This is a genomic window from Burkholderia sp. GW821-FHT14F03, assembly GCF_058803765.1.
In genome coordinates, this window is record NZ_JBXAPG010000005.1 from 24,211 (window position 1) to 45,073 (window position 20,863).

General features: G+C 67.2%; 21 protein-coding genes. 7 read left to right on the plus strand and 14 right to left on the minus strand.

What is annotated here, in order from left to right:
• Window positions 1-235: 235 nt before the first annotated feature.
• Window positions 236-1,420 (plus strand): acetylornithine transaminase, encoded by a 1,185-nt coding sequence (locus tag AC1RQF_RS05040; RefSeq protein ID WP_273998735.1) that lies wholly within the window; start codon window positions 236-238, stop codon window positions 1,418-1,420.
• A 12-nt stretch (window positions 1,421-1,432) separates the two neighbouring features.
• Window positions 1,433-1,897, plus strand: a complete 465-nt coding sequence (locus AC1RQF_RS05045; RefSeq protein WP_273998736.1) for a GNAT family acetyltransferase — start codon at window positions 1,433-1,435, stop codon at window positions 1,895-1,897.
• Window positions 1,898-1,919: 22 nt separating this feature from the next.
• Here AC1RQF_RS05045 and AC1RQF_RS05050 read toward each other — a convergent pair whose 3' ends face one another.
• The 8 genes from AC1RQF_RS05050 to AC1RQF_RS05085 form a co-directional block, all read right to left on the minus strand.
• Window positions 1,920-2,591, minus strand: a complete 672-nt coding sequence (locus tag AC1RQF_RS05050) for a DUF2278 family protein (RefSeq protein ID WP_273998737.1) — start codon at window positions 2,589-2,591, stop codon at window positions 1,920-1,922.
• Between the two features lie 162 nt (window positions 2,592-2,753).
• Window positions 2,754-3,230 (minus strand): histidine phosphatase family protein, encoded by a 477-nt coding sequence (locus tag AC1RQF_RS05055; protein WP_273998738.1) that lies wholly within the window; start codon window positions 3,228-3,230, stop codon window positions 2,754-2,756.
• A gap of 206 nt (window positions 3,231-3,436) precedes the next feature.
• Complete coding sequence (locus AC1RQF_RS05060; protein ID WP_273998739.1) at window positions 3,437-4,153, minus strand: ABC transporter ATP-binding protein; 717 nt, start codon at window positions 4,151-4,153, stop codon at window positions 3,437-3,439.
• Complete coding sequence (locus AC1RQF_RS05065; RefSeq protein WP_273998740.1) at window positions 4,153-4,926, minus strand: ABC transporter ATP-binding protein; 774 nt, start codon at window positions 4,924-4,926, stop codon at window positions 4,153-4,155. Before AC1RQF_RS05065 ends, AC1RQF_RS05060 begins: the two co-directional genes overlap by 1 nt.
• A gap of 26 nt (window positions 4,927-4,952) precedes the next feature.
• Window positions 4,953-6,122 carry an ABC transporter permease subunit gene (locus AC1RQF_RS05070; RefSeq protein ID WP_252984410.1) on the minus strand — a complete coding sequence of 390 codons (1,170 nt, stop codon included), beginning with the start codon at window positions 6,120-6,122 and terminating at the stop codon, window positions 4,953-4,955.
• A gap of 12 nt (window positions 6,123-6,134) precedes the next feature.
• The gene (locus AC1RQF_RS05075) at window positions 6,135-7,085 is read right to left on the minus strand and encodes a branched-chain amino acid ABC transporter permease (RefSeq protein WP_273998741.1); all 951 of its coding nucleotides are present in this window, start codon (window positions 7,083-7,085) and stop codon (window positions 6,135-6,137) included.
• A gap of 1,000 nt (window positions 7,086-8,085) precedes the next feature.
• Window positions 8,086-9,066, minus strand: coding sequence for a 4-hydroxy-3-methylbut-2-enyl diphosphate reductase (ispH, locus tag AC1RQF_RS05080; protein ID WP_252984408.1), 981 nt, complete (start codon window positions 9,064-9,066; stop codon window positions 8,086-8,088).
• 2 nt (window positions 9,067-9,068) lie between these two features.
• A complete protein-coding gene (locus tag AC1RQF_RS05085; protein WP_273998743.1) occupies window positions 9,069-9,524 on the minus strand; it encodes an FKBP-type peptidyl-prolyl cis-trans isomerase in 456 nt (151 codons plus the stop codon).
• Window positions 9,525-9,659: 135 nt separating this feature from the next.
• On the opposite strand from AC1RQF_RS05085, the gene radC reads away from it, so the two are divergent.
• From radC to nadB, 4 genes are all read left to right on the plus strand, one after another.
• Window positions 9,660-10,370 (plus strand): RadC family protein, encoded by a 711-nt coding sequence (radC, locus tag AC1RQF_RS05090; RefSeq protein ID WP_273998744.1) that lies wholly within the window; start codon window positions 9,660-9,662, stop codon window positions 10,368-10,370.
• Window positions 10,371-10,606: 236 nt separating this feature from the next.
• A complete protein-coding gene (gene rpmB, locus AC1RQF_RS05095; protein WP_004186391.1) occupies window positions 10,607-10,840 on the plus strand; it encodes a 50S ribosomal protein L28 in 234 nt (77 codons plus the stop codon).
• A gap of 17 nt (window positions 10,841-10,857) precedes the next feature.
• Complete coding sequence (rpmG, locus tag AC1RQF_RS05100) at window positions 10,858-11,025, plus strand: 50S ribosomal protein L33 (protein ID WP_007586229.1); 168 nt, start codon at window positions 10,858-10,860, stop codon at window positions 11,023-11,025.
• A 167-nt stretch (window positions 11,026-11,192) separates the two neighbouring features.
• The gene (gene nadB, locus AC1RQF_RS05105; RefSeq protein WP_273998759.1) at window positions 11,193-12,785 is read left to right on the plus strand and encodes an L-aspartate oxidase; all 1,593 of its coding nucleotides are present in this window, start codon (window positions 11,193-11,195) and stop codon (window positions 12,783-12,785) included.
• A 110-nt stretch (window positions 12,786-12,895) separates the two neighbouring features.
• Here the strand turns inward: nadB and nadC are convergent, their stop codons facing one another.
• The 6 genes from nadC to purN all read right to left on the minus strand — a co-directional run bounded on the left by nadC (window position 12,896) and on the right by purN (window position 19,728).
• Window positions 12,896-13,777, minus strand: a complete 882-nt coding sequence (gene nadC, locus AC1RQF_RS05110; RefSeq protein ID WP_492871461.1) for a carboxylating nicotinate-nucleotide diphosphorylase — start codon at window positions 13,775-13,777, stop codon at window positions 12,896-12,898.
• Complete coding sequence (nadA, locus tag AC1RQF_RS05115) at window positions 13,774-14,910, minus strand: quinolinate synthase NadA (RefSeq protein ID WP_273998764.1); 1,137 nt, start codon at window positions 14,908-14,910, stop codon at window positions 13,774-13,776. The genes nadC and nadA overlap by 4 nt, the downstream gene beginning before the upstream one ends.
• Window positions 14,911-15,034: 124 nt before the next feature.
• Window positions 15,035-16,231, minus strand: a complete 1,197-nt coding sequence (locus AC1RQF_RS05120; protein ID WP_273998766.1) for a DesA family fatty acid desaturase — start codon at window positions 16,229-16,231, stop codon at window positions 15,035-15,037.
• Between the two features lie 178 nt (window positions 16,232-16,409).
• A complete protein-coding gene (locus AC1RQF_RS05125) occupies window positions 16,410-17,780 on the minus strand; it encodes a mechanosensitive ion channel family protein (RefSeq protein WP_273998767.1) in 1,371 nt (456 codons plus the stop codon).
• Window positions 17,777-19,060, minus strand: coding sequence for an RsmB/NOP family class I SAM-dependent RNA methyltransferase (locus tag AC1RQF_RS05130; RefSeq protein ID WP_273998769.1), 1,284 nt, complete (start codon window positions 19,058-19,060; stop codon window positions 17,777-17,779). The genes AC1RQF_RS05125 and AC1RQF_RS05130 overlap by 4 nt, the downstream gene beginning before the upstream one ends.
• Complete coding sequence (purN, locus tag AC1RQF_RS05135) at window positions 19,057-19,728, minus strand: phosphoribosylglycinamide formyltransferase (RefSeq protein ID WP_492871462.1); 672 nt, start codon at window positions 19,726-19,728, stop codon at window positions 19,057-19,059. The genes AC1RQF_RS05130 and purN overlap by 4 nt, the downstream gene beginning before the upstream one ends.
• A gap of 124 nt (window positions 19,729-19,852) precedes the next feature.
• Between purN and AC1RQF_RS05140 the strand changes: the two genes are divergently transcribed.
• Window positions 19,853-20,845: a bifunctional riboflavin kinase/FAD synthetase gene (locus AC1RQF_RS05140; RefSeq protein ID WP_273998773.1), complete on the plus strand. Its 993-nt coding sequence runs from the start codon at window positions 19,853-19,855 to the stop codon at window positions 20,843-20,845.
• Window positions 20,846-20,863: the final 18 nt, after the last annotated feature.

Consider the following 20,863-nt stretch of genomic DNA (forward strand, 5'->3'; position numbering starts at 1 on the left):
CATCGCGGCGGTTTACTTGAAGACGCGTGATGCCGTATGCTTGCGTGCATGAACCGCTACCTGTCCACACTTCGACGTCGCCGCTCGCCGCTCCGCCCGGATGCCGCCGGTTCGTCACGGACTCGCGCGTAACACCTGCCTCACCGGTTACGCACAAGCTGTTCGACTCACCCAGCCACGGCATTCCGTGGCTTTTTTATTGTCTGTTTCCGACCACCCGCTGGAGTTCGCCGTCATGTCCCTGAACGATTACCCGATCGACTCGCTGATGTACATCACGAACCGCCCCGACCTCGTGTTCACGCACGGCAAGGGCTCCTGGCTCTACGATCACACCGGCAAGCGCTATCTGGACTTCATCCAGGGCTGGGCGGTCAACAGTCTCGGTCACTGCGACGACGGCGTCGTCGAAGCGCTCAAGAACCAGGCGGAACAGCTGCTGAACCCGTCGCCCGCGTTCTACAACGCGCCGATGGCGAAGCTCGCCGCGCTGCTCACGCAACACAGCGTGTTCGACAAGGTGTTCTTCACGAACAGCGGCGCCGAAGCCAACGAAGGCGCGATCAAGCTCGCGCGCAAATGGGGCCGCAAGTTCCGCAACGGCGCGTACGAGATCATCACGTTCGACCACAGCTTCCACGGCCGCACGCTCGCGACCATGTCCGCGAGCGGCAAGCCGGGCTGGGACACGATCTACGCGCCGCAGGTGCCGGGCTTCCCGAAGGCCGAGCTGAACAACATCAATTCGGTCGAGAAGCTCATCACCGAGAAGACGGTCGCCGTGATGCTGGAGCCGATCCAGGGCGAAGGCGGCGTGATCCCCGCGACCCGCGAGTTCATGCAGCAGCTGCGCGCGCTGACGAAGCAGCACAACCTGCTGCTGATCGTCGACGAAGTGCAGAGCGGCTGCGGCCGCGCGGGCACGCTGTTCGCGTACGAGCTGGCCGACATCGCCCCGGACATCATGACGCTCGGCAAGGGTATCGGCAGCGGCGTGCCGCTCGCCGCGCTGCTGTCGACGGCGGACGTCGCGGTGTTCGAAGCCGGCGACCAGGGCGGCACCTACAACGGCAATCCGCTGATGACCGCGGCAGGCTACGCGGTGATCTCGCAGCTCGTCGCCCCCGGCTTCCTCGAAGGCGTGCGCGCGCGCGGCGAATACCTGAAGCGCAAGCTGCTCGAATTGTCGGAGGAGCGTGGCTTCGAAGGCGAACGCGGCGAAGGCCTGCTGCGCGCGCTGCTGCTCGGCAAGGACATCGGGCCGCAGATCGTCGAGAAAGCGCGCGACATGCAGCCGGACGGCCTGCTGCTGAACGCCGCGCGGCCGAACCTGCTGCGCTTCATGCCCGCGCTCAACGTGACGAACGACGAGATCGACCAGATGATGGCGATGCTGCGCTCGGTGCTCGACACGCTCTGAGCGAGGCCCGCCATGTCCCCCGAGACGAGCGGCGGCGCCGCGCTCGCGATCCGCGCGTTCGAACCGGCCGACACCGAGGCGGTACTCGCGGTCTGGCGCGACGCGTTCCCACACTACTCGGACGCCGATGCGCCGCCGCATCGCGATCCGCTGCGCGCGATCGAGATGAAGCGCGCCACCCAGCCCGAGCTGTTCTTCGTCGCGCTGTGCGACGGCCGCCTCGTCGGCACACTGATGGCGGGCTATGACGGCCATCGCGGCTGGCTCTACTCGCTCGGCGTGGCGGCCGGCACGCGGCGCGTCGGCATCGGCCGCGCGCTGATCGCGCACGCGGAAGCCGTGCTCGCCGCGCGCGGCTGCGTGAAGGTGAACCTGCAGGTGCTGGCCGGCAACGACGACGCGTGCCGCTTCTACGAAGCGCTCGGCTATCGGGCCGAACCGCGCCTCTCGTTCGGCAAACCGCTGCCGGGCGTCTGACGCGCGGCGGGCCGCGTCGCGCTCAGCGCGTGATCGGCCCGCCGCCTGGCGCCGGGTTGCCGAGCGTATCGGTCGGCACCGTCTGCTGGTCGAACGCGGCGAAATAGGCCGCCCAGTGCGCGGCGCCGAGATTCACCAGCAGCGCGCCGTCCTGCCAGACGTCGTTGTGGTCGTTGCTGTCGTCGCCCGCCTGATGCGCGTAGTGCGGCCCCGCCGATCCCTGGTTCAGGTGGGTGTCGTGGATACCGTTCCCTTCCTGATACACGCGGCCGTACACATACAGGTCGAGCCCCTCCTGCTGCGCCGTCCGGATCAGCCTCAGCACCGACGGAATCGGCTCCGCCTGCTCGCTGCCGTCCATCACGTCGCTTTGCCGCCACGGCCCGGTCTCGTCGAGGACCGTGCTGCGCAGATAGTCGAGCGCCGGCAGCACGGCGGCGCCCGTCAGGTCGTTGTAGCCTTCCGGCGCCGCGGCGAGCGTCTGCGTGAGCGGATGCTGGTAGTCGTAGACGAGCTTGTAGCGCAGCAGGTCGTCCGCGTCGTTGGTGCCGACGTTGATCGCGACATCCCAGTCGCCGCCCGCCATCGCCAGCGTCACGTGCACGTGGTACTGGATCTCGTTGCCGTGCCCGGCCGACCGGAGGCCCGCGATCCGCCTGATCGTCGCCTTCACGAAACCGTACTTGAGACTCATACCCGACCTCCCTTGTATCGATGGATCGCGCGGCCCCGCGCGTCGCTCAGCGCAACAGCATCGGCGCGCGCGATGTCCGCACGATGACGCGCGGAGCGGCCGGCTAGGCGCGGCCGGCCAGGCGCGGCCGGCTCAGACACGGCCGCCGCGGCGCGGCCGCCGCTAGAAAGGCTCGACGATCCGGCTGACGGCAGGCGCTCCGCCCGCCGTGCCGTCGAGCCGCACGATCAGGTCGAACACCTGCGGATTCCACGGGTCGGGATAGCTGCCCGCCGGGGCGCCGAGCGCCGCGAGCAAACCCGGGATATGCCCGTGGTGCCAGCAGACCACGACGCGCCGGCCCGCATACTTGTCCTTCTCCAGCAAGTCGCGCGCAAGCTTCGCGTAATCCTTGTCGGCGATCTTGTCGTCGATCGGCACGCCGACCTGCTGCGACAGCGGCGTCACGGTCTCGACCGGCCGGGCGCTGTCCGCGCCGGTCGCCGCCGCGAGGATGAAATCGGGGACGCCGAAGGTTGCGGGCACGTAGGTCGCGAGCGCCGCCGCGCGCGCCTCGCCGGCCGGCGACAGGTTCGGATCGCTGGCGTCCCGAGGCTTCTCCGCATGCCGCATGACGAGGATGAACAGAGGGAAGGACATGAGACGGATCTCCTGACACGACATCGACATGGAACGCGGCGGGTGCACCGCGACGTCGCCGGCGCCGCGCGCCGACCGCCTCGATTATAGGAAGCGCTACACGCGACGGGCGCGGCGAGCCGAGCCGGGCTGCACCATGACAAAGGGCCGCCCCGGTTCCCCGGGGCGGCCCTTGCGCAAGCGGCGCGGCGCGGCCGCGCCGCGCGTCACTCGCCGAGGTAGGCGGCGCGCACCTTCGGATCGTCGAGCATCTGCTTCGCGTCGCCCGACATCGTCACCGTGCCGGAGTCCATCACGTAGCCGCGATCGGCCGCCTGCAGCGCGAGCCGTGCGTTCTGCTCGACGAGCAGCACGGTCAGGCCTTCCTTCGAGATCTCGCGCACCACTTCGAAGATCTTCTCGACCATGATCGGCGAGAGGCCCATCGACGGCTCGTCGAGCAGCAGCAGCTTCGGCTTGGACAGGATCGCGCGCGCCATCGCGAGCATCTGCTGCTCGCCGCCCGACAGCGTGCCCGCCAGCTGCGTCGCCCGCTCCTTCAGGCGCGGGAAGAAGCCGAACATGCGCTCGACGTCATGCTTGATGCCGTCGTTGTCGTTGCGCAGGTAGGCGCCCATCTGCATGTTCTCGAGGATCGACATGCGCGCGAAGATCCCGCGGCCTTCCGGCACCATCGCGAGGCCGCGCTTGAGCAGTTCGTGCGTCGGCACGCCCTTGATCGACTGGCCCAGGTATTCGATGTCGCCGGCCGAATACGGCTTGAGGCCCGTGATCGCCTTCATCGTCGTGGTCTTGCCCGCGCCGTTCGCGCCGATCAGCGTGACCAGCTCGCCCTGCTTCACCTCGAGGTCGACGCCCTTGACGGCCTGGATCCCGCCGTAGTTGACCTGCAGGCCCTTGATTTTCAACATTGCCGCTGCCATCAGTGCACCCCTGCGCCGAGATATGCCTCAATCACCTTCGGATTCTTCTGCACGTCCTGCGGCAGACCTTCGGCGATCACCTTGCCGTAATCGAGCACCGTCATCCGGTTGCACAGCCCCATCACGAGCTTCACGTCGTGTTCGATCAGCAGGATCGTGCGGCCGTCCGCGCGGATCTTGTCGAGCAGGCGCGTCAGTTCAACCTTTTCGGTGGCGTTCATGCCCGCCGCCGGCTCGTCGAGCGCGAGCAGCTTCGGGTCCGTCGCCAGCGCGCGCGCGATCTCGAGCCGGCGCTGGTGGCCGTACGAGAGGTTGCGCGCCGTGTAGTCGGCGTACTGCAGCACGCCGACGTAGTCGAGCAGCTCGATCGCGCGCTCCTTGATCTCGCGCTCCTCGCGGCGTTCGGCCGGCGTCTGGAACACCGCGCCGAGCAGCCCGTGCTTGGTGCGCACGTGGCGCCCCACCATCACGTTCTCGAGCGCGGTCATGCCGCCGAACAGCCGGATGTTCTGGAACGTGCGCGCGATCCCCGCCTTCGCGACCTGATGCACCGCGGTCGGGGTGTAGTGCTCGCCGTCGAGCTTGAAGTCCCCGGAGTCCGGCGTGTAGAGCCCGGTGATCACGTTGAAGAACGTGGTCTTGCCCGCGCCGTTCGGGCCGATCAGGCCGTAGATCTGCCCTTCCTTGATCTCGAGGCCGACGTCGGACAGCGCCTGCAGGCCGCCGAAGCGCTTGTTCACGCCCTTCACGGACAGTCGAATGTTGTCGCTCATTGCATTGCTCTCCCGCATGCCGTTCGTTATGCGCGCACCGGCTTCTTGCCGCCGCGCTTCGCGAGTTTCGCGATCCTGTCCTCATGCTTCGGCGCGGGCCACAGGCCTTCCGAGCGATACAGCATGATGACCACCATCGCGAGGCCGTAGAGGCCCTGGCGGATCACTTCCGTCGCGATCACTTCATGGCCGAACAGCGCGTGCTGCAGCGGGCTCATCGTCGAACGCAGGAATTCCGGGAACACCGCGAGCAGCACCGCGCCGAGGATCACGCCCGGGATGTGGCCCATGCCGCCCAGCACCACGCAGGCGAGCACCACGATCGACTCCCAGAAGGTGAACGATTCCGGCGACACGAAGCCCTGGAACGCACCGAACATCGCGCCCGACAGGCCGCCGAACGACGCGCCCATCGCGAACGCGAGCAGTTTCACGTTGCGGGTGTTGATGCCCATCGCCTTGGCGGCGATCTCGTCCTCGCGGATCGCGGCCCAGGCGCGGCCGATGCGCGAATGCTGCAGGCGCGTACAGACCCAGATCACGAACAGCGCGCAGATCACGAACAGGTAGTAATACATGTACACCGACGGCAGCGACACGCCGAAGATCGTGTGCGTCTGCGAGAGGTTGAAGCCCGCGACCGTCACCGGATCGATGCCCGTCACCCCTTGCGGCCCGTTCGTGATGTTGAGCGGACGGTCGAGGTTGTTCATGAAGATCCGCACGATCTCGCCGAAGCCGAGCGTGACGATCGCCAGGTAGTCGCCGCGCAGGCGCAGCGTCGGCGCCCCGAGCAGGATCCCGAACAGCGCGGCGAGCGCCATCGCGACCGGCACGATCAGGAAGAACGGCAGGTGCAGGCCGCCCGGGAACAGCTGCGCGATCCACTCGAAGTTGTTGGTCAGGTGCGGCGAGCTGAGCAGCGCGGCGGTATAGGCGCCCACCGCGTAGAACGCGATGTAGCCGAGGTCGAGCAGACCCGCGAAGCCCACCACCACGTTGAGCCCGAGCGCGAGCATCACGTACAGCATCGCGAAGTCGAGCACCCGCACCCAGTAGTTGCCGCCCGCGGCGCCGATCACCATCGGCGCCGCGATCACGAACGCGGCGATGAGCACGCCGATGGCATAGGTTTTCGCGCCCTTGCGCTCTTCGACGAGCGACGTCGACGATTCGATCGGTTGAATGGATGTCATGTTGTTCTCTCCTTACGCACGATCCGCGACGCGTTCGCCCAGCAAGCCGGACGGACGGAACACCAGCACGATGATCAGCACGATGAACGCGAACACATCCTGGTAGTTGCTGCCGAACACCCCGCCCGTCAGGTTGCCGATGTAGCCGGCGCCCAGCTGCTCGATCAGGCCGAGCAGCACGCCGCCCACCATCGCGCCGCCGAGGTTGCCGATCCCGCCCAGCACCGCCGCCGTGAACGCCTTCATGCCCGGGATGAAGCCCATGTAGAAGTGCACGTTGCCGTACTCCGACGCGATCATCACGCCCGCCAGCGCGGCCAGCGCCGAACCGATCATGAAGGTCGCCGAGATCACGAAGTTCGGGTTCACGCCCATCAGGCTCGCGGTGCTCGGGTTTTCGGCGATCGCGCGCATCGCGCGGCCGAGCTTGGTCTTGTGCACGAGCAGCAGCAGGCCGCCCATCACGAGGAACGCGACCGCGATGATCACGATCTCGGTCGCCGAGATCACGGCGCCCGGCGTCGTGTCGGTCGCCTGGATCACGTTGATCGGATTGGTCGAGAGCAGTTGCGGGAACGGCAGCGGATTGCGCGACCAGATCATCATCGCGGCGGTCTGCAGCAGGATCGACACGCCGATCGCGGTGATCAGCGGCGCGAGACGCGGCGCGCGGCGCAGCGGCCGGTAGGCGACCCGCTCGATCGTGAAGCCGACGGCGGCGCACACCACGGCCGCGATGCCGAGCCCGATGGTCAGCGTCGCGACGTTGCCGAGCCCGGGGAAGTGGTTCTGCAACACGGTGATCGCGGACAGCGCCACCATCGCGCCAATCATCAGAACATCGCCGTGCGCGAAATTGATGATGCCGAGAATGCCGTACACCATCGTGTAGCCCAACGCGATGATGGCGTAGACACTGCCGAGCACCAGCCCGTTGAGGACCTGCTGGACGAAAATATCCATTTAAAGCTCCTTGGCCCGTGCTGCCGGATGAACGCGCCGCCATGCAAACAAGCATAGGCTTCGTGCCATCTCAACGACACTGCGGGTACGAATAAATACCGGTAAGGGTGATATTTCATCCCGGCGCGCCGCGCGATCCTGTCGGGATCGCGCACGCCGCCGGGACTGATACGAAAACGGCACCTGCACGAGGTTCGGTGCCGTCGCGAGTCCCGTCGCGGGTTCATCACGACGTCAAGGACGTTTGCCTGGCCTCCTTGAAGTCGTAGTGTTTCGTCGGGCGCGGCGCGCGTGCCCGGCTGCCCCCGTCGCCGCGCCGCGTGCGAGCCGCCGTGGCTCGCGTGCGCGACCGCGCCGGGGTCTTGCCATGAATGATCGGTAGGGAAAGGATGTGCACGATGCCCGCGTCGCTCCCAGCGTCCGGCGTCGGCCGCACGCTCGTTTCCGCACGCATGTCCGCCGCCTCACCCCGGTGATCCCACAGCCGAGCAACTTGCGTGCCGGCCGGGCCAGAACGCCCCGCCCGCAGCGGCCAGCCCCCTTGGGCGCGGCCGCCGACGATCGAGACCCCGCTCGCTCCGCGTGTCGAGCACGCCCCGTTGTCGCGCTGTGCACCATTCCGGTACATCGGCGCGGACCGCCCGCGCCCGTCGCCTTCGCGACGGCCGGCAGGCGTTGCAACCGCAGCGGCAACGGGCCCGGCAACTGCCAACTTCACATGCATCAAATAGGTCTCCCGCGCCTTGCCCAAACCATGTTTCAAGCCCTTTGGACTTGAAAACGGGCGCATTGTAACTCTATTTATAGGACGACCAATATTCCTGATTCGACAGGGTTTTCCTGCATTGCAACCATTTTTGAGACTGATGTTTACGACATGATTGCAACTGAGTTGCACCAATTAAAGCGCAATCGGTTGCTCTCGTAAAAAATCGTCACACAAAACAAAAGCGCGCTCTTGGCGCGCTTTTGTAGGAAGAAAGCAGAATGAAAGGCGAACTTATGCGGCAGGCGGCAGGTTGAGGCCGCGCGGCAGCGGGAACGACACGCTTTCCTCGATGCCCTCGAGCGCCCGCACATTGCGCACGCCCAGTTCGCGCAAGCGCGCGATGACGGCCTGCGCGAGCACCTCGGGCGCCGATGCGCCGGCCGTCACGCCGATCCGGCGCTTGCCCGCGACCCAGGCCGGGTCGATCTGCTCGGGTGCGTCGACCATGTAGGCCGCCACGCCGCGCTTCTCCGCGACCTCGCGCAAGCGGCTCGAATTCGAGCTGTTGGGGCTGCCCACGACGATGACGACGTCGCATTGCGGCGCCATGAACTTGACGGCGTCCTGGCGGTTCTGCGTCGCATAGCAGATGTCCTGCTTCTTCGGCTCGCGGATCGCGGGAAACTTCGCCTTCAGCGCGCCGATGATCTCGGCGGCGTCGTCGACCGACAGCGTGGTCTGCGTGACGAGCGCGACCCGCTCCGGGTCTGGCAGTTCGAGCGCGCGTACGTCCTCGACGCTTTCGACGAGATGCATGCCGCGCTCGACCTGCCCCATCGTGCCCTCGACCTCCGGGTGGCCCTTGTGGCCGATCATCACGATGTCGACGCCGTCCTGGCGCATCTTCGCGACCTCGACGTGCACCTTCGTGACGAGCGGGCAAGTGGCGTCGTAAATGCGCAGGCCGCGCACGCCGGCCTCGTCGCGCACCGATTTCGACACGCCGTGCGCACTGAAGATCACCGTGTTGCCGGACGGCACTTCCTCGAGTTCCTCGACGAAAATCGCGCCCTTCTTCTTGAGGTCTTCCACGACGTACTTGTTGTGGACGATTTCATGGCGCACGTAGATCGGCGCACCGTGCATCGCGATCGCGCGCTCGACGATCTCGATCGCGCGATCGACGCCTGCGCAGAAGCCGCGCGGCTGCGCGAGCAGGATCTCGGCATCGGCCGCGACGGTCGGACTGGTCAGCGTATCGGTGGAGCTCATGATTACAGGATCCCGATGATTTTCACCTCGAACGTGAGCGCCTGGCCCGCGAGCGGATGATTGAAGTCAAAGAGTGCGGAGGTCTCGCTGATTTCCTTCAGCACGCCGGCATAGCGACCGCCGTCGGGTGCGTTGAACTCGATCAGGTCGCCCGGCGCGAACTCCTCGCCGACCATGCCGTTCTCGCGCAGCGTCGCCATCGACACACGCTGAATCATATCCGGATTGCGCGGCCCGAACGCCTGCTCGGGCGTTAGCCGGAAGGTCGAATGGTGCCCCGCCTTGAGGCCGACGAGAATCTCCTCCAGCGACGGCGCAAGCTGTCCCGCCCCGAGCAGCAGGGTGGCGGGCTTGTCGGCGAAGGTGTTGACGATGTCGGCGCCATCCGCGAGCGCGAGCCGGTAGTGCAACGTGATGTGTGAACCGGGCTTCACTTCGGAAATATCGATGAGGCTCATGAGTAACTCGTTCAATCAGCGCCCCAGAAACAGCCCTGCGGCCTGGCGCAAAACCCATATTGTAAGTCACCTGAGCGATCGGGGCGGAGTACGGCGCGATTCTCGGGGCCGGCGCCCCAACACGGAGATTGATCGATGCCAAGCTGTTCGCTGCCGGACGCCGCTCCGGATCCCATCCTCGCGCTCGCGGCGGGCCACGACCTGCCGCGCGAGCGGCTGCTCGCGCGCGGGCCCTCGGCGCTGTCCGACATGGAGCTGATCGCGCTGCTGCTCGGCTCGGGGCTGCCCGGCCACAACGTGTTCCGCGTCGCGCAGGGGCTGCTCGACCACTTCGGCTCACTGCGCGGCCTGCTCGACGCGACGCCCGGCGATTTCGGCGGCATGCGCGGCATCGGGCCCGCGCGCACCGCGCTGCTGGTCGCGGTCATGGAGCTGGCGCGGCGCGCGCTCGCGGAAAAGGCCCGCGAACGGCCCCTGATCGAATCGTCCGGCGCGGTGGAGGACTACCTGCGGCTGTTGATCGGCACCCGCCCGTACGAGGTCTTCGTCTGCCTGTTCCTCGACGCGCGGCACCGGCTCGTGCAGACGGAGGAAAGCTCGCGCGGCTCGCTGACCCGGATGGCCGTCTATCCGCGCGAGATCGTCCGGCGCGCGCTCGCGCTGAACGCGGCCGCCCTGGTGGTCGCGCACAACCACCCGTCCGGCGCCGTGCGGCCGAGCGCCGCGGACCGGCGCCTGACCCGGGTGCTGCGCGACGCGCTCGCGCTCGTCGACGTCCGGCTGCTCGACCATCTGGTGATCGGCGCGCACGACACCTTTTCGTTCGCACACGCCGGCTGGATGTAGCCCGACAGGCCCCGCCGGCGGGGCGCGCGGCCCGCCGCAACCGGCTCGCGAAATTGGGTTTGATTTTCCTGAACTTTTTCTGTTAGAATCGCCGTCTGTCTTTTTTCCAACCAGTTCCGAAGCCACCGAAGGCCTTGCGCCAGCAAGAATTCGAGCGCGACCATGGATCACACGGTCGTACTAGGAAACCTTCACCGGCGGTCGAACCCCGAATTCAGCGTATTAGGAGTGCTCTCATGGCACGCGTATGCCAAGTAACTGGGAAAGCGCCGATGAGCGGCAACAACGTTTCCCACGCCAACAACAAGACGAAGCGCCGCTTCCTGCCGAATCTGCAAAACCGCCGGTTCTGGGTGGAAAGCGAAAACCGCTGGGTGCGTCTGCGCGTTTCGAACGCCGGCCTGCGCCTGATCGATAAGAACGGCATCGATTCCGTGCTCGCAGACCTGCGCGCACGCGGCGAAGCCTAAGCCCAAGGAGCAGAATCATGGCAAAAGGCGCACGCGACAAGATCAAGCTTGAGTCGACCGCAGGCACGGGTCACTTCTACACGACCACGAAGAACAAGCGCAACATGCCGGAAAAGATGGAGATCATGAAGTTCGATCCCGTCGTCCGCAAGCATGTGGCGTACAAGGAAACGAAGATCAAGTAATCTCCGGTTCCTGCCAGCCTGACGATGACAAAAAGCCCCGCACCCGCGGGGCTTTTTTCATTTCCGGGCCGCACGCCGCTTCACGCGACGCGGTATGCTCTGGCCTTTGCCCCGCCGCGCAACCCGCGGCATACATAAGACCAGACGTACAACGACGGAGATAAGGCATGGACTTCGATGTAGCGATCGTAGGCAGTGGCTTGGCGGGACTGTCGGTCGCATTGAACCTGGCTGAAACACGACGCGTCGCGCTGATCGCGAAGCGCTCGATCATGGAGGGCGCCAGCGATCACGCGCAAGGCGGCATCGCCGCGGTGCTCGATTCGGCGGACAGCATCGAAAACCACGTGCGGGATACGCTCGTCGCGGGCGGCGGCCTGTGCGACGAAGCCGCCACGCGCTTCATCGTCGAGCACGGGCGCGCCGCGATCGAGTGGCTGATCTCGCAGGACGTGCCGTTCACGCGCGACGACGCGGCCGAACTCGGCTTCCACCTGACCCGCGAGGGCGGCCACAGCCATCGGCGCATCATTCACGCGGCCGACGCCACCGGGCACGCGGTGCTCGCGACGCTGAGCGAGCGCGCGCGCCGCCATCCGAACATCACCTTCCTCGAGGATCACCACGCGATCGACCTGATCACGTCGGATCGGCTCGGCCTGCCCGGCCACCGCTGCCTCGGCCTGTATGCGCTCGACGTGAACAGCGGCCGCACGGTGACCATCGAGGCGCCGCACACGGTGCTCGCGACGGGCGGCGCGGGCAAGGTGTACCTGTACACGACGAATCCCGACACCGCGACCGGCGACGGCATCGCGATGGCATGGCGCGCGGGCTGCCGGGTCGCGAACATGGAATTCATCCAGTTCCATCCGACCTGCCTGTTCCACCCGTACGCGAAGTCGTTTCTGATCACCGAGGCGGTGCGCGGCGAAGGCGGGCTCCTGAAGCTGCCGGACGGCACCCGCTTCATGCCCGAGCACGACGAGCGCGCGGAACTGGCGCCGCGCGACATCGTCGCGCGCGCAATCGACTTCGAGATCAAGAAGCGCGGCATCGACTGCGTGTACCTCGACATCAGCCATCAGCCGGAGGCGTTCCTGCGCGAACACTTCCCGATGATTCACGGCCGCTGCCTCGAATTCGGCATCGACATCGCGAAGGAGCCGATCCCGGTCGTGCCCGCCGCGCACTACACATGCGGCGGCGTCGTGACCGACCTCGCGGGCCGCACCGATCTCGCGGGCCTGTACGCGGTCGGCGAAACCGCCTGCACCGGGCTGCACGGCGCGAACCGCCTCGCGAGCAATTCGCTGCTCGAATGCCTCGTGATCGGCCGCGCGGCCGCCGAAGCGATCGAGCAGGCCGGCTATGCGTCCGCGACGCACGGCCCGCTTCCCGCGTGGGACGAGAGCCGCGTGTCCGACCCGGACGAGGAAGTGGTGGTCGCCCACAACTGGGACGAACTGCGCCGGCTGATGTGGAACTACGTGGGCATCGTGCGCACCGACAAGCGCCTCGAACGCGCGCGGCATCGCCTCACGCTGCTGCGCGACGAGATCCACGAGTACTACGCGCACTTCCGCGTGAGCCGCGACCTGCTGGAACTGCGCAATCTCGTCGACGTGGCGTCGCTGATCGTCGACGGCGCGCAAGCCCGCCACGAAAGCCGCGGCCTGCATTTCAGCCGCGACTGGCCGCAGCCTTTGCCGAAGGCGCTGCCGACCGTGCTCTCGCCACGCAGCGCCGCGCGGCGCTGACGCCGAGCGCGCCCACGAACGACAAAGCCGCCGGGACGCGACGCGCCCGGCGGCTTTTTCTTCGCTTCGCGCGCATCGTCCGGCCCTTGCGCCGGCGCGCGCGAAGCGTCTCAGTCGACGATCCGCATCGAGAAATCGGTCGCGCGCAGATCCTTCGTCAACACGCCGATCGAGATCCGGTCGACGCCCGTCTCCGCGATCGCGCGCACCGAATCGAAGTTGACGCCGCCCGACACTTCGAGCACCGCGCGCCCGCCGGCGATGCGCACCGCATCGCGCATCATGTCGAGCGTGAAATTATCGAGCAGCACCGCCTCCGCGCGATGCGCGAGCGCCGTCTCGAGTTGTTCGAGCGTCTCCACCTCGACCTGCACCGGCACGCCCGCATGCAGCGCGAACGCCGCGTCGAGCGCTTCACCGACCCCGCCCGCCGCCGCGATGTGGTTTTCCTTGATCAGAATGCCGTCGTAGAGCGCGAGGCGCTGGTTCGCGCCGCCGCCCACACGGACCGCGTACTTCTGCGCGAGCCGCAGGCCCGGCAGGGTCTTGCGGGTATCGAGGATGCGCGCGCGGGTGCCGGCGATCCGGTCGACATAGCGGCGCGTCGCGCTCGATACACCCGACAGCAGCTGCAGGAAATTGAGGCCGTTGCGTTCGGCGGTGAGCAGCGAGCGCGCCGGGCCATGCAGCTCGCACACGGCGGAGCCGGAAGCCATCCAGTCCCCTTCGCGGTAATGCCAGGTCACCTCGATGCGCGGATCGACCGAGCGCATCACCGCCGCGAACCATGGCACGCCGCACAGCACCGCGTCCTCGCGGACGATGATGCGTGCATGGCGGACCTCATCCGCGGGCACGAGCAAGCCGGTCCGATCGCCGTCGCCGACGTCTTCCGCGAGCGCATCGGCCACGTTGCGCGCGAGCGCCGCCTCGAATGCCGCGCCGTACTGGCGCGTGATGTCCGCGTACAGCGGAGAAATCGCGTCCTTCATGCCGCCCCCACGTTGGAAAACAATTGCGTATCGCGCTGCAGGTCGCCGCTCGCCTGCACCCGCCGCTTGTGACGCGCCGCGAAGTCGAGCATGCGGTCGATCGGCACGCGTGCGCGCAAGCCCAAAGCGGGGTCGACGAGGATTTCGTTGTGTCCGCGCTCCAGTACGTCGGCGAGATTCAGGAGGCCGTTCATCGCCATCCACGGACAATGCGCGCAGCTCTTGCACGTCGCGCTGTTGCCGGCCGTCGGCGCTTCGATGAAGGTCTTGCCCGGCGCCGCGAGGCGCATCTTGTGCAGGATCCCGAGATCCGTCGCGACGATGAAATGCGACGCGTCGAGCTTCACGGCCGCGTCGATCAGCTGCGTCGTCGAGCCGACCACGTCGGCCAGCGCGACCACGTTCTCGGGCGACTCCGGATGGACCAGCACCTTCGCGTGCGGGTGCTCGGCGCGCAGCAGATCCAGCTCGATGCCCTTGAATTCGTCGTGCACGAGGCACGAGCCCTGCCACAGCAACATGTCGGCGCCCGTCTTCTTCTGGATGTAGCCGCCCAGGTGACGGTCCGGCGCCCAGATGATCTTCTCGCCGCGCGCATGCAGGTCGGCGACGATCTCGAGACCGATCGACGACGTGACCATCCAGTCCGCGCGCGCCTTCACGGCCGCGCTGGTGTTCGCATAGACCACCACCGTGCGGTCCGGATGCGCGTCGCAGAACGCCGAGAACTCGTCGACCGGGCAGCCGAGGTCGAGCGAGCAGGTCGCGTCGAGATCGGGCATCAGGATGCGCTTGCCGGGGCTCAGGATCTTCGCGGTCTCGCCCATGAAGCGCACGCCCGCGACGATCAGCGTCTGGGCGTCATGGTCGCGGCCGAAACGCGCCATTTCAAGCGAATCGGCCACGCAGCCGCCGGTTTCGTCAGCCAATTCCTGCAAATCGGGATCGACATAGTAGTGGGCCACGAGCACGGCGCGCTCGCGCTTGAGCAAGGCCTTGATGCGCGCCTTCAACGCCTCTCGTTCGGGCGCGGACGGCGCGTCGGGCACCTTCGCCCACGCTTGTCCGACCCCGCATACGGTACCTGTCGAGAGCGGCCGGTCATACTCGACGGGTTTGATCGTCGCTTCCATATTGATGATCTCCTCGGTCCTGCTGATCAGCCGCCGCGTTCTGCCTGCCGGACGGCGGGCCAAAAATAAAAAACCCCGCCAGCGCGGGGTTTGTTGACGTGCCGAAATTCTAATCGATTTCGGTTTATGCGTAGCGGCGCAAACGTGTCGCGAATTCCTGCAAAGCCTTGATGCCGCTTTGCTCTGCGCGGTGACACCAATCTTGCAATTGAGCCAGCAATTGTTCACGCGACGCGTTCGAGCGATCCCACATCGAAGCGAGATCCTGGCGAAGCTGGAAATACGTATGAAGCTTCTGGCTGTTCGCGAAGATCTCCGGCAGCATGCGCTTCTGCGGTTCGTTGAGGCCGTTTTCTTCCTTGTGGAACCACGAGCGCGCGCCGCGCATCAGCTGGTACTTCTCGCGCGAGCCCAGTTCCTTCAGATGCGCCAGCTCCTGGCGATACGCACGCTTCACGGCCTTGCCGTAACGCGCCATCACTTCGTAGCGGTTCGACAGCACGGCCTGCAGGGTTTCCTGGTCGAGCACGGCCTTGCGCGCGGCGAGACGCGGCGTCGGCGCGATCTTCTTCACCTTCGCGAGACGGAACGCCGACAGGATGCGGATGTACATCCAGCCGATGTCGAACTCATACCACTTGTTCGACAGCTTCGCCGAGGTCGCGAACGTATGGTGGTTGTTGTGCAGTTCCTCTCCGCCGATCACGATGCCCCACGGGAAGATGTTGGTGCTCGCATCCGCCGCGTTGAAGTTGCGATAGCCCCAGTAGTGCGCGAGGCCATTGACGACACCCGCGGCCCAGAACGGGATCCACACCATCTGCACCGCCCACACGGTCAGGCCGACGAGGCCGAACAGCGCGACGTCGATCACCATCATCAGGCTCACGCCGAGGATCGGATACTTCGAGTAGACGTTCCGCTCAAGCCAGTCGTTCGGCGTGCCGTGGCTGAACTTGCGCATCGTCTCTTCGTTCTTCGCTTCCGCGCGGTACAGCTCGGCGCCTTCGAGCAGCACCTTCCAGATGCCGCGCGTCTGCGGGCTGTGCGGATCCTCTTCGGTCTCGCACTTCGCGTGGTGCTTGCGATGGATCGCCGCCCATTGGCCGGTCAGCATGCCCGTGGTCGTCCACAGCCACAGCCGGAAGAAGTGGCTGACGACCGGATGCAGGTCGAGCGCGCGGTGCGCCTGGCAACGGTGCAGGTAGACGGTGACGCCGATGATCGTGACGTGCGTGACGGCCAGCGTGAACAACACGATCTGCCACCACGTGAAGCGCAACAACCCGTTGGCGAGGAAATCGAGCAGGGAATTCAACAAGGCTAGGTACCTGTGCAAGTAACGACGACGGGCGAAACCGCCTGCGTCAAGAAAATGAAAGCATGCAGCGAGTTAAGACGAAATTTTACTGCATCCGTTCCAAGTCTTTGTAAAAAATGAATATTTCTTGCCGCAACGCAATGCGATCCGCGGTCCAATCCGGGACGGCGATCGCATTTCAGTCCAGTTTCGCGACATCCGCGGCGCGTGCGCCGCCGCCCTCCCGCCCCGGCCCGGCGGCCTGCGGCGCGAAACCCTCGGGCAGCCCGATCACGCGCACCTCGCGCTGCGGGAACGGAATCGACACGCCATGTGCGGCAAACAGTCGCCAGAGATTGCGGTTGACGGACGAGCGCACACCCGAGGTGCCCTTCGCCGAGTCGGCAATCCAAAACCCCAGCTCGAGATCGATGCCGTCCGCGCCGAAACCGACCAGATAAGACGTGGGCGCGGGTTCCTCGAGCACCCGGTCGACGCCCTTCGCCGCCTCGGCGAGGAGCGTCATCGCGAACTCGACGTCGGTCGTGTAGGCCACCTGCACGGCGACCTTCGCGTAGCCGCGCGTCAGGTACGACGACTGATTCTGCACCACGTCGGTGATGAGCTTCTCGTTCGGGATCAGCGTCTCGTTGCCGTCGAGGCCCCGCACCACCGTGTAGCGGGTGCGGATCTGCGTCACGACGCCCTGCAGGCCGCCGACGTTGATCGCGTCGCCGAGCCGCAGCGAACGGTCGAGCAGGATGATGAAGCCGGACACGTAGTTGCTCGCGATCTTCTGCAAGCCGAAGCCGAGCCCCACGCCGAGCGCGCCACCGAACACGCCGAGCACCGTCACGTCGATGCCGACGAGCGACAGGCCGACCAGCACCGCCGCGACGATCAGCAGCGCGCGTCCGATCCGTGACAGCACGACCTTGAGATTCGCATCGAGCGTACGCGCGCGCATCAGCCGCTCGTCCAGCACCGAGCCGAGCCACATCGCGACGATCAGCGTCAGGCACACCCACAGCACGCCGGACACGAGCGACAGCAGCGTGAGGTGCGCGTTGGCGACGCGGAACTGCACGCTGTCGAGCCACGCGACCACGTCGCGCTGAATGCCGAGCACGGTCAGCACCATGCCGATCCAGACGATCGTCGAGACGATCCGCTCGACGATCGACAGCCACGCGCTCGTGTGGCCGTCGCGCGCGAACACGCGCCGCGCGACGAAGAACAGGATGTAGATCAGGCCGATGCCGAACAACGGCACCAGCGCGAGCTGCAGGAGCGAGGTCGAGATGAAGTCGTCGAGCGCGGCCTGCACGAGCCACGCGAGCAGCCCGCCGAACAGCGGGAACAGCGCGCGGTTCAGGCTCTGCGCGCCCGCGCCCGCCGGCCGGCCGGCCGCGGCGCGGCGCGCGTCGAGCCGCCCGCGCAGATAGCGCGCGAGCAGCCAGGCGACGGCCAGCGCGCCGAGCAGCGCCGCGGCCTGCCATAGCATCACCGGCTGGCCGAAGTCATGGATGACGTTCTCGAGCCGCCGCGACAGCAAGCGGTTCGGCATCATGCGCCGCTTTCCGCGCCTGCCGCGCGTCGTTCGAGGACCGCCGCGAAGAAGCCGTCGGTCGCATGGCGGTGCGGCCACAGCGACAGGTAGTCGCCCATCTCGAGTTCGATGCGTTGCTCGGCGAGCACGTCGCGCGCCGGCACCAGCGTGAAGTCGGGATGGTCGGCGAGGAAGGCCGTGACGATCGCCTCGTTCTCCGCGTCGAGCAGGCTGCAGGTCGCGTAGACGAGCCGGCCGCCCTTCTTCACGAGGCGCGCGGCGCTCGCGAGGATCGACGCCTGCTTCGGCGCCAGTTCGGCGACCGAGGCGCTGGTCTGGCGCCACTTCAGGTCCGGATTGCGGCGCAGCGTGCCGAGGCCGCTGCACGGCGCATCGACCAGCACGCGGTCGATCTTGCCCGCAAGCCGCTTGATCTTCGCGTCGTGCTCGCTGTCGATCAGCACCGGGTTCACGTTCGACAGCCCGCTGCGCGCGAGGCGCGGCTTCAGTTTCGCGAGCCGCTTCTCGGACACGTCGAACGCGTACAGCCGGCCCGTCGAGCGCATCATCGCGCCGAGCGCGAGCGTCTTGCCGCCCGCGCCCGCGCAGAAGTCGACCACCATCTCGCCGCGACGCGGCGCGACGAGCGAGCACAGCAGTTGGCTGCCCTCATCCTGCACCTCGATCAGCCCATCCTGGAACAATTCGAGCTTGGTCAGCGCGGGCTTGCCCGCCACCCGCACCCCGGCCGGCGCGAACGGCGTCTCGCCCGCGTCGATGCCGACCGCCTGCAGCCCCTCGAGCACCTGCTCGCGGCTGGCCTTGAGCGTGTTCGCGCGCAGGTCGAGCGGCGCCGGATAGTTGACGGCGGCGGCCAGCTGCGCCAGTTCCTCCGCGTCGAGGCGCTGCGCGAGCGCCTGGTGGATCCAGTCGGGCAGGTTGGTGCGCACGCGCAGCGGCAGGCTCGCCGGATCGATCTTCGACACGTGGTCGAGCCACGCCCACTCGGCGTCCGACACGTGCGGACGCAGCGCCGAACGGCCGGCCGTCTGCATCAGGCCGAGCAGCGCGAGGCGCCGCGCCGGGTTGCCGGAGCCGCTCTCGGCGAGGTGGCCGTACTCCATCTTCCGGCGCAGCACCGCGAACACCGCCTCGGCGATCACGCCGCGCTCGGCGTGGCCGAGCTTCGGATGCGCGCGGAAAAAGCGGCTCGTGGTCGCGTCGGCAGGGCCGGTGAATTTCAGGACTTCGGCGAGCAGCGTCTCAGTCTGACCAATCAGAAAACCATGCAACTTCTTCATACACCCTCACCCGTCGGATTCGTTGTCGTGTTTGCGTCGTCCGTGAAATACCAGCGCGCCTCGTGCGGCGCGACGACCGCCCGGCCGCCCTCCAGGCGCAGCCGCCCGTCGACGAACCAGCGCACCGCGCGCGGATACAGCACGTGCTCGGCCGCCAGCACGCGAGCGGCCAGCGCCTGCGCGTCGTCGCCCGCGCGCACCGGCAGCGCCGCCTGCGCGACGATCGCGCCGCTGTCCAGCTCCGGAATCACGAAATGCACGGTCGCGCCATGCAGCGCGACGCCGGCGTCGAGCGCCTGCTGATGCGTGTGGATGCCCTTGAAGCTCGGCAGCAGCGACGGGTGGATATTCAGCATCCGGCCCTCATATCGCTTGACGAAGGCCGGCGTCAGGATGCGCATGAAGCCCGCGAGCACGACCAGATCGGGGGCGAAGCGGTCGATCTCGGCCGCGAGGGCCGCATCGAAGCTGTCGCGGCCGTCGAAGCCGCGGTGGTCGACCACCGCCGTCGCGATGCCGTGCGACGCGGCGAACGCCAGGCCGGCCGCGTCGGGCCGGTTGGCGATCACGGCGGCGATCTGGGCGGGCCAGCGTTCGCGCGCGCATGCGTCGACGAGGGCCTCCATGTTGCTGCCGCGGCCGGAAATCAGGATGACAAGTTTTTTCATCCGCGGATTTTACCATTCGCCCTCCCCGATCCCGCCGTCCTGAGCCGCCCTGGCTCGCGTGCGTTTATAATCTTCTGCTTTGCGGCATTTGCCCGCGTCATCCCCACGCTGCCACCCGCTTATCGTGAAAGTCTTCCGCGGCCTGCCCAACGCCGAAAGCCGCGCCCCGTGCGCGCTGACGATCGGCAACTTCGACGGTGTCCATCGCGGCCACCAGGCGCTGCTCGCGCGCGTGCGCGCGGCGGCGGACGCGCGCGGGCTGCCGGTATGCGTGATGACCTTCGAGCCGCATCCGCGTGAATTCTTCAACCCGGCCGGCGCGCCGCCGCGCATCGCGATGCTGCGCGACAAGCTCGAGGCGCTGCGCGAGCACGGCGTCGACCGGGTCGTCGTCGAACACTTCAATCACACGTTCGCGAGCCAGTCGCCCGACGCGTTCGTCGAGCGCACGCTCGTCAACGGCCTGCACACGCGCTGGATGATGGTCGGCGACGATTTCTGCTACGGCGCGAAGCGCGCGGGCGATTTCGCGTCGCTCAAGGCCGCGGGCCTGCGCCACGGCTTCGAGGTCGAGCAGATGGCGACGCTCGCCGATCCGGGCGGCACGCGCATCTCCAGCTCCGGCGTGCGCGCGGCGCTGGCCGCGGGCGACCTCGATGCGGCCGCGCGCGCGCTCGGCCACGGCTACGCGATCAGCGGGCACGTCGCGCACGGGCTCAAGCTCGGCCGCGATCTCGGCTTTCCGACGCTCAACCTGCCGATCGCGCACAAGCGCCCGGCGCTGTCGGGCATCTTCGTGGTGCGGGTGCACGGCCTCGGGCCCGCGCCGCTGCCGGGCGTCGCGAGCCTCGGCGTGCGGCCGACCGTCGACGATTCCGGCCGCGTGCTGCTCGAGGTCCACCTGCTCGACTGGCACGGGGACGCGTATGGCAAACTCGTGCGCGTCGAATTCCTGAAGAAGCTGCGCGACGAGGCGAAATTCGACGATCTCGAAACGCTGTCGCGCGCGATCGCGCAAGACGTCGCCGACACCCGCGCGTACTTCGCGGCGCACGGCCACGCGCCGGGCGGCCGCGCGACCGGCTTCGCGACCTCGGCCACGGATCGAATTAGCTGATCTTGCGGCACGCCCCGC

Coding starts and splice junctions, on each gene's coding strand:
- nadA (WP_273998764.1), bottom strand. CDS start 14,910: ATGGAAGCGACGATCAAACCCGTCGAGTATGACCGGCCGCTCTCGACA.
- nadB (WP_273998759.1), top strand. CDS start 11,193: ATGGACTTCGATGTAGCGATCGTAGGCAGTGGCTTGGCGGGACTGTCG.
- rpmG (WP_007586229.1), top strand. CDS start 10,858: ATGGCAAAAGGCGCACGCGACAAGATCAAGCTTGAGTCGACCGCAGGC.
- AC1RQF_RS05065 (WP_273998740.1), bottom strand. CDS start 4,926: ATGAGCGACAACATTCGACTGTCCGTGAAGGGCGTGAACAAGCGCTTC.
- AC1RQF_RS05055 (WP_273998738.1), bottom strand. CDS start 3,230: ATGTCCTTCCCTCTGTTCATCCTCGTCATGCGGCATGCGGAGAAGCCT.
- rpmB (WP_004186391.1), top strand. CDS start 10,607: ATGGCACGCGTATGCCAAGTAACTGGGAAAGCGCCGATGAGCGGCAAC.
- ispH (WP_252984408.1), bottom strand. CDS start 9,066: ATGAGCTCCACCGATACGCTGACCAGTCCGACCGTCGCGGCCGATGCC.
- purN (WP_492871462.1), bottom strand. CDS start 19,728: ATGAAAAAACTTGTCATCCTGATTTCCGGCCGCGGCAGCAACATGGAG.
- AC1RQF_RS05085 (WP_273998743.1), bottom strand. CDS start 9,524: ATGAGCCTCATCGATATTTCCGAAGTGAAGCCCGGTTCACACATCACG.
- nadC (WP_492871461.1), bottom strand. CDS start 13,777: ATGAAGGACGCGATTTCTCCGCTGTACGCGGACATCACGCGCCAGTAC.
- AC1RQF_RS05075 (WP_273998741.1), bottom strand. CDS start 7,085: ATGGATATTTTCGTCCAGCAGGTCCTCAACGGGCTGGTGCTCGGCAGT.
- AC1RQF_RS05050 (WP_273998737.1), bottom strand. CDS start 2,591: ATGAGTCTCAAGTACGGTTTCGTGAAGGCGACGATCAGGCGGATCGCG.
- AC1RQF_RS05060 (WP_273998739.1), bottom strand. CDS start 4,153: ATGGCAGCGGCAATGTTGAAAATCAAGGGCCTGCAGGTCAACTACGGC.
- AC1RQF_RS05070 (WP_252984410.1), bottom strand. CDS start 6,122: ATGACATCCATTCAACCGATCGAATCGTCGACGTCGCTCGTCGAAGAG.
- AC1RQF_RS05130 (WP_273998769.1), bottom strand. CDS start 19,060: ATGAAGAAGTTGCATGGTTTTCTGATTGGTCAGACTGAGACGCTGCTC.
- AC1RQF_RS05040 (WP_273998735.1), top strand. CDS start 236: ATGTCCCTGAACGATTACCCGATCGACTCGCTGATGTACATCACGAAC.
- radC (WP_273998744.1), top strand. CDS start 9,660: ATGCCAAGCTGTTCGCTGCCGGACGCCGCTCCGGATCCCATCCTCGCG.
- AC1RQF_RS05045 (WP_273998736.1), top strand. CDS start 1,433: ATGTCCCCCGAGACGAGCGGCGGCGCCGCGCTCGCGATCCGCGCGTTC.
- AC1RQF_RS05125 (WP_273998767.1), bottom strand. CDS start 17,780: ATGATGCCGAACCGCTTGCTGTCGCGGCGGCTCGAGAACGTCATCCAT.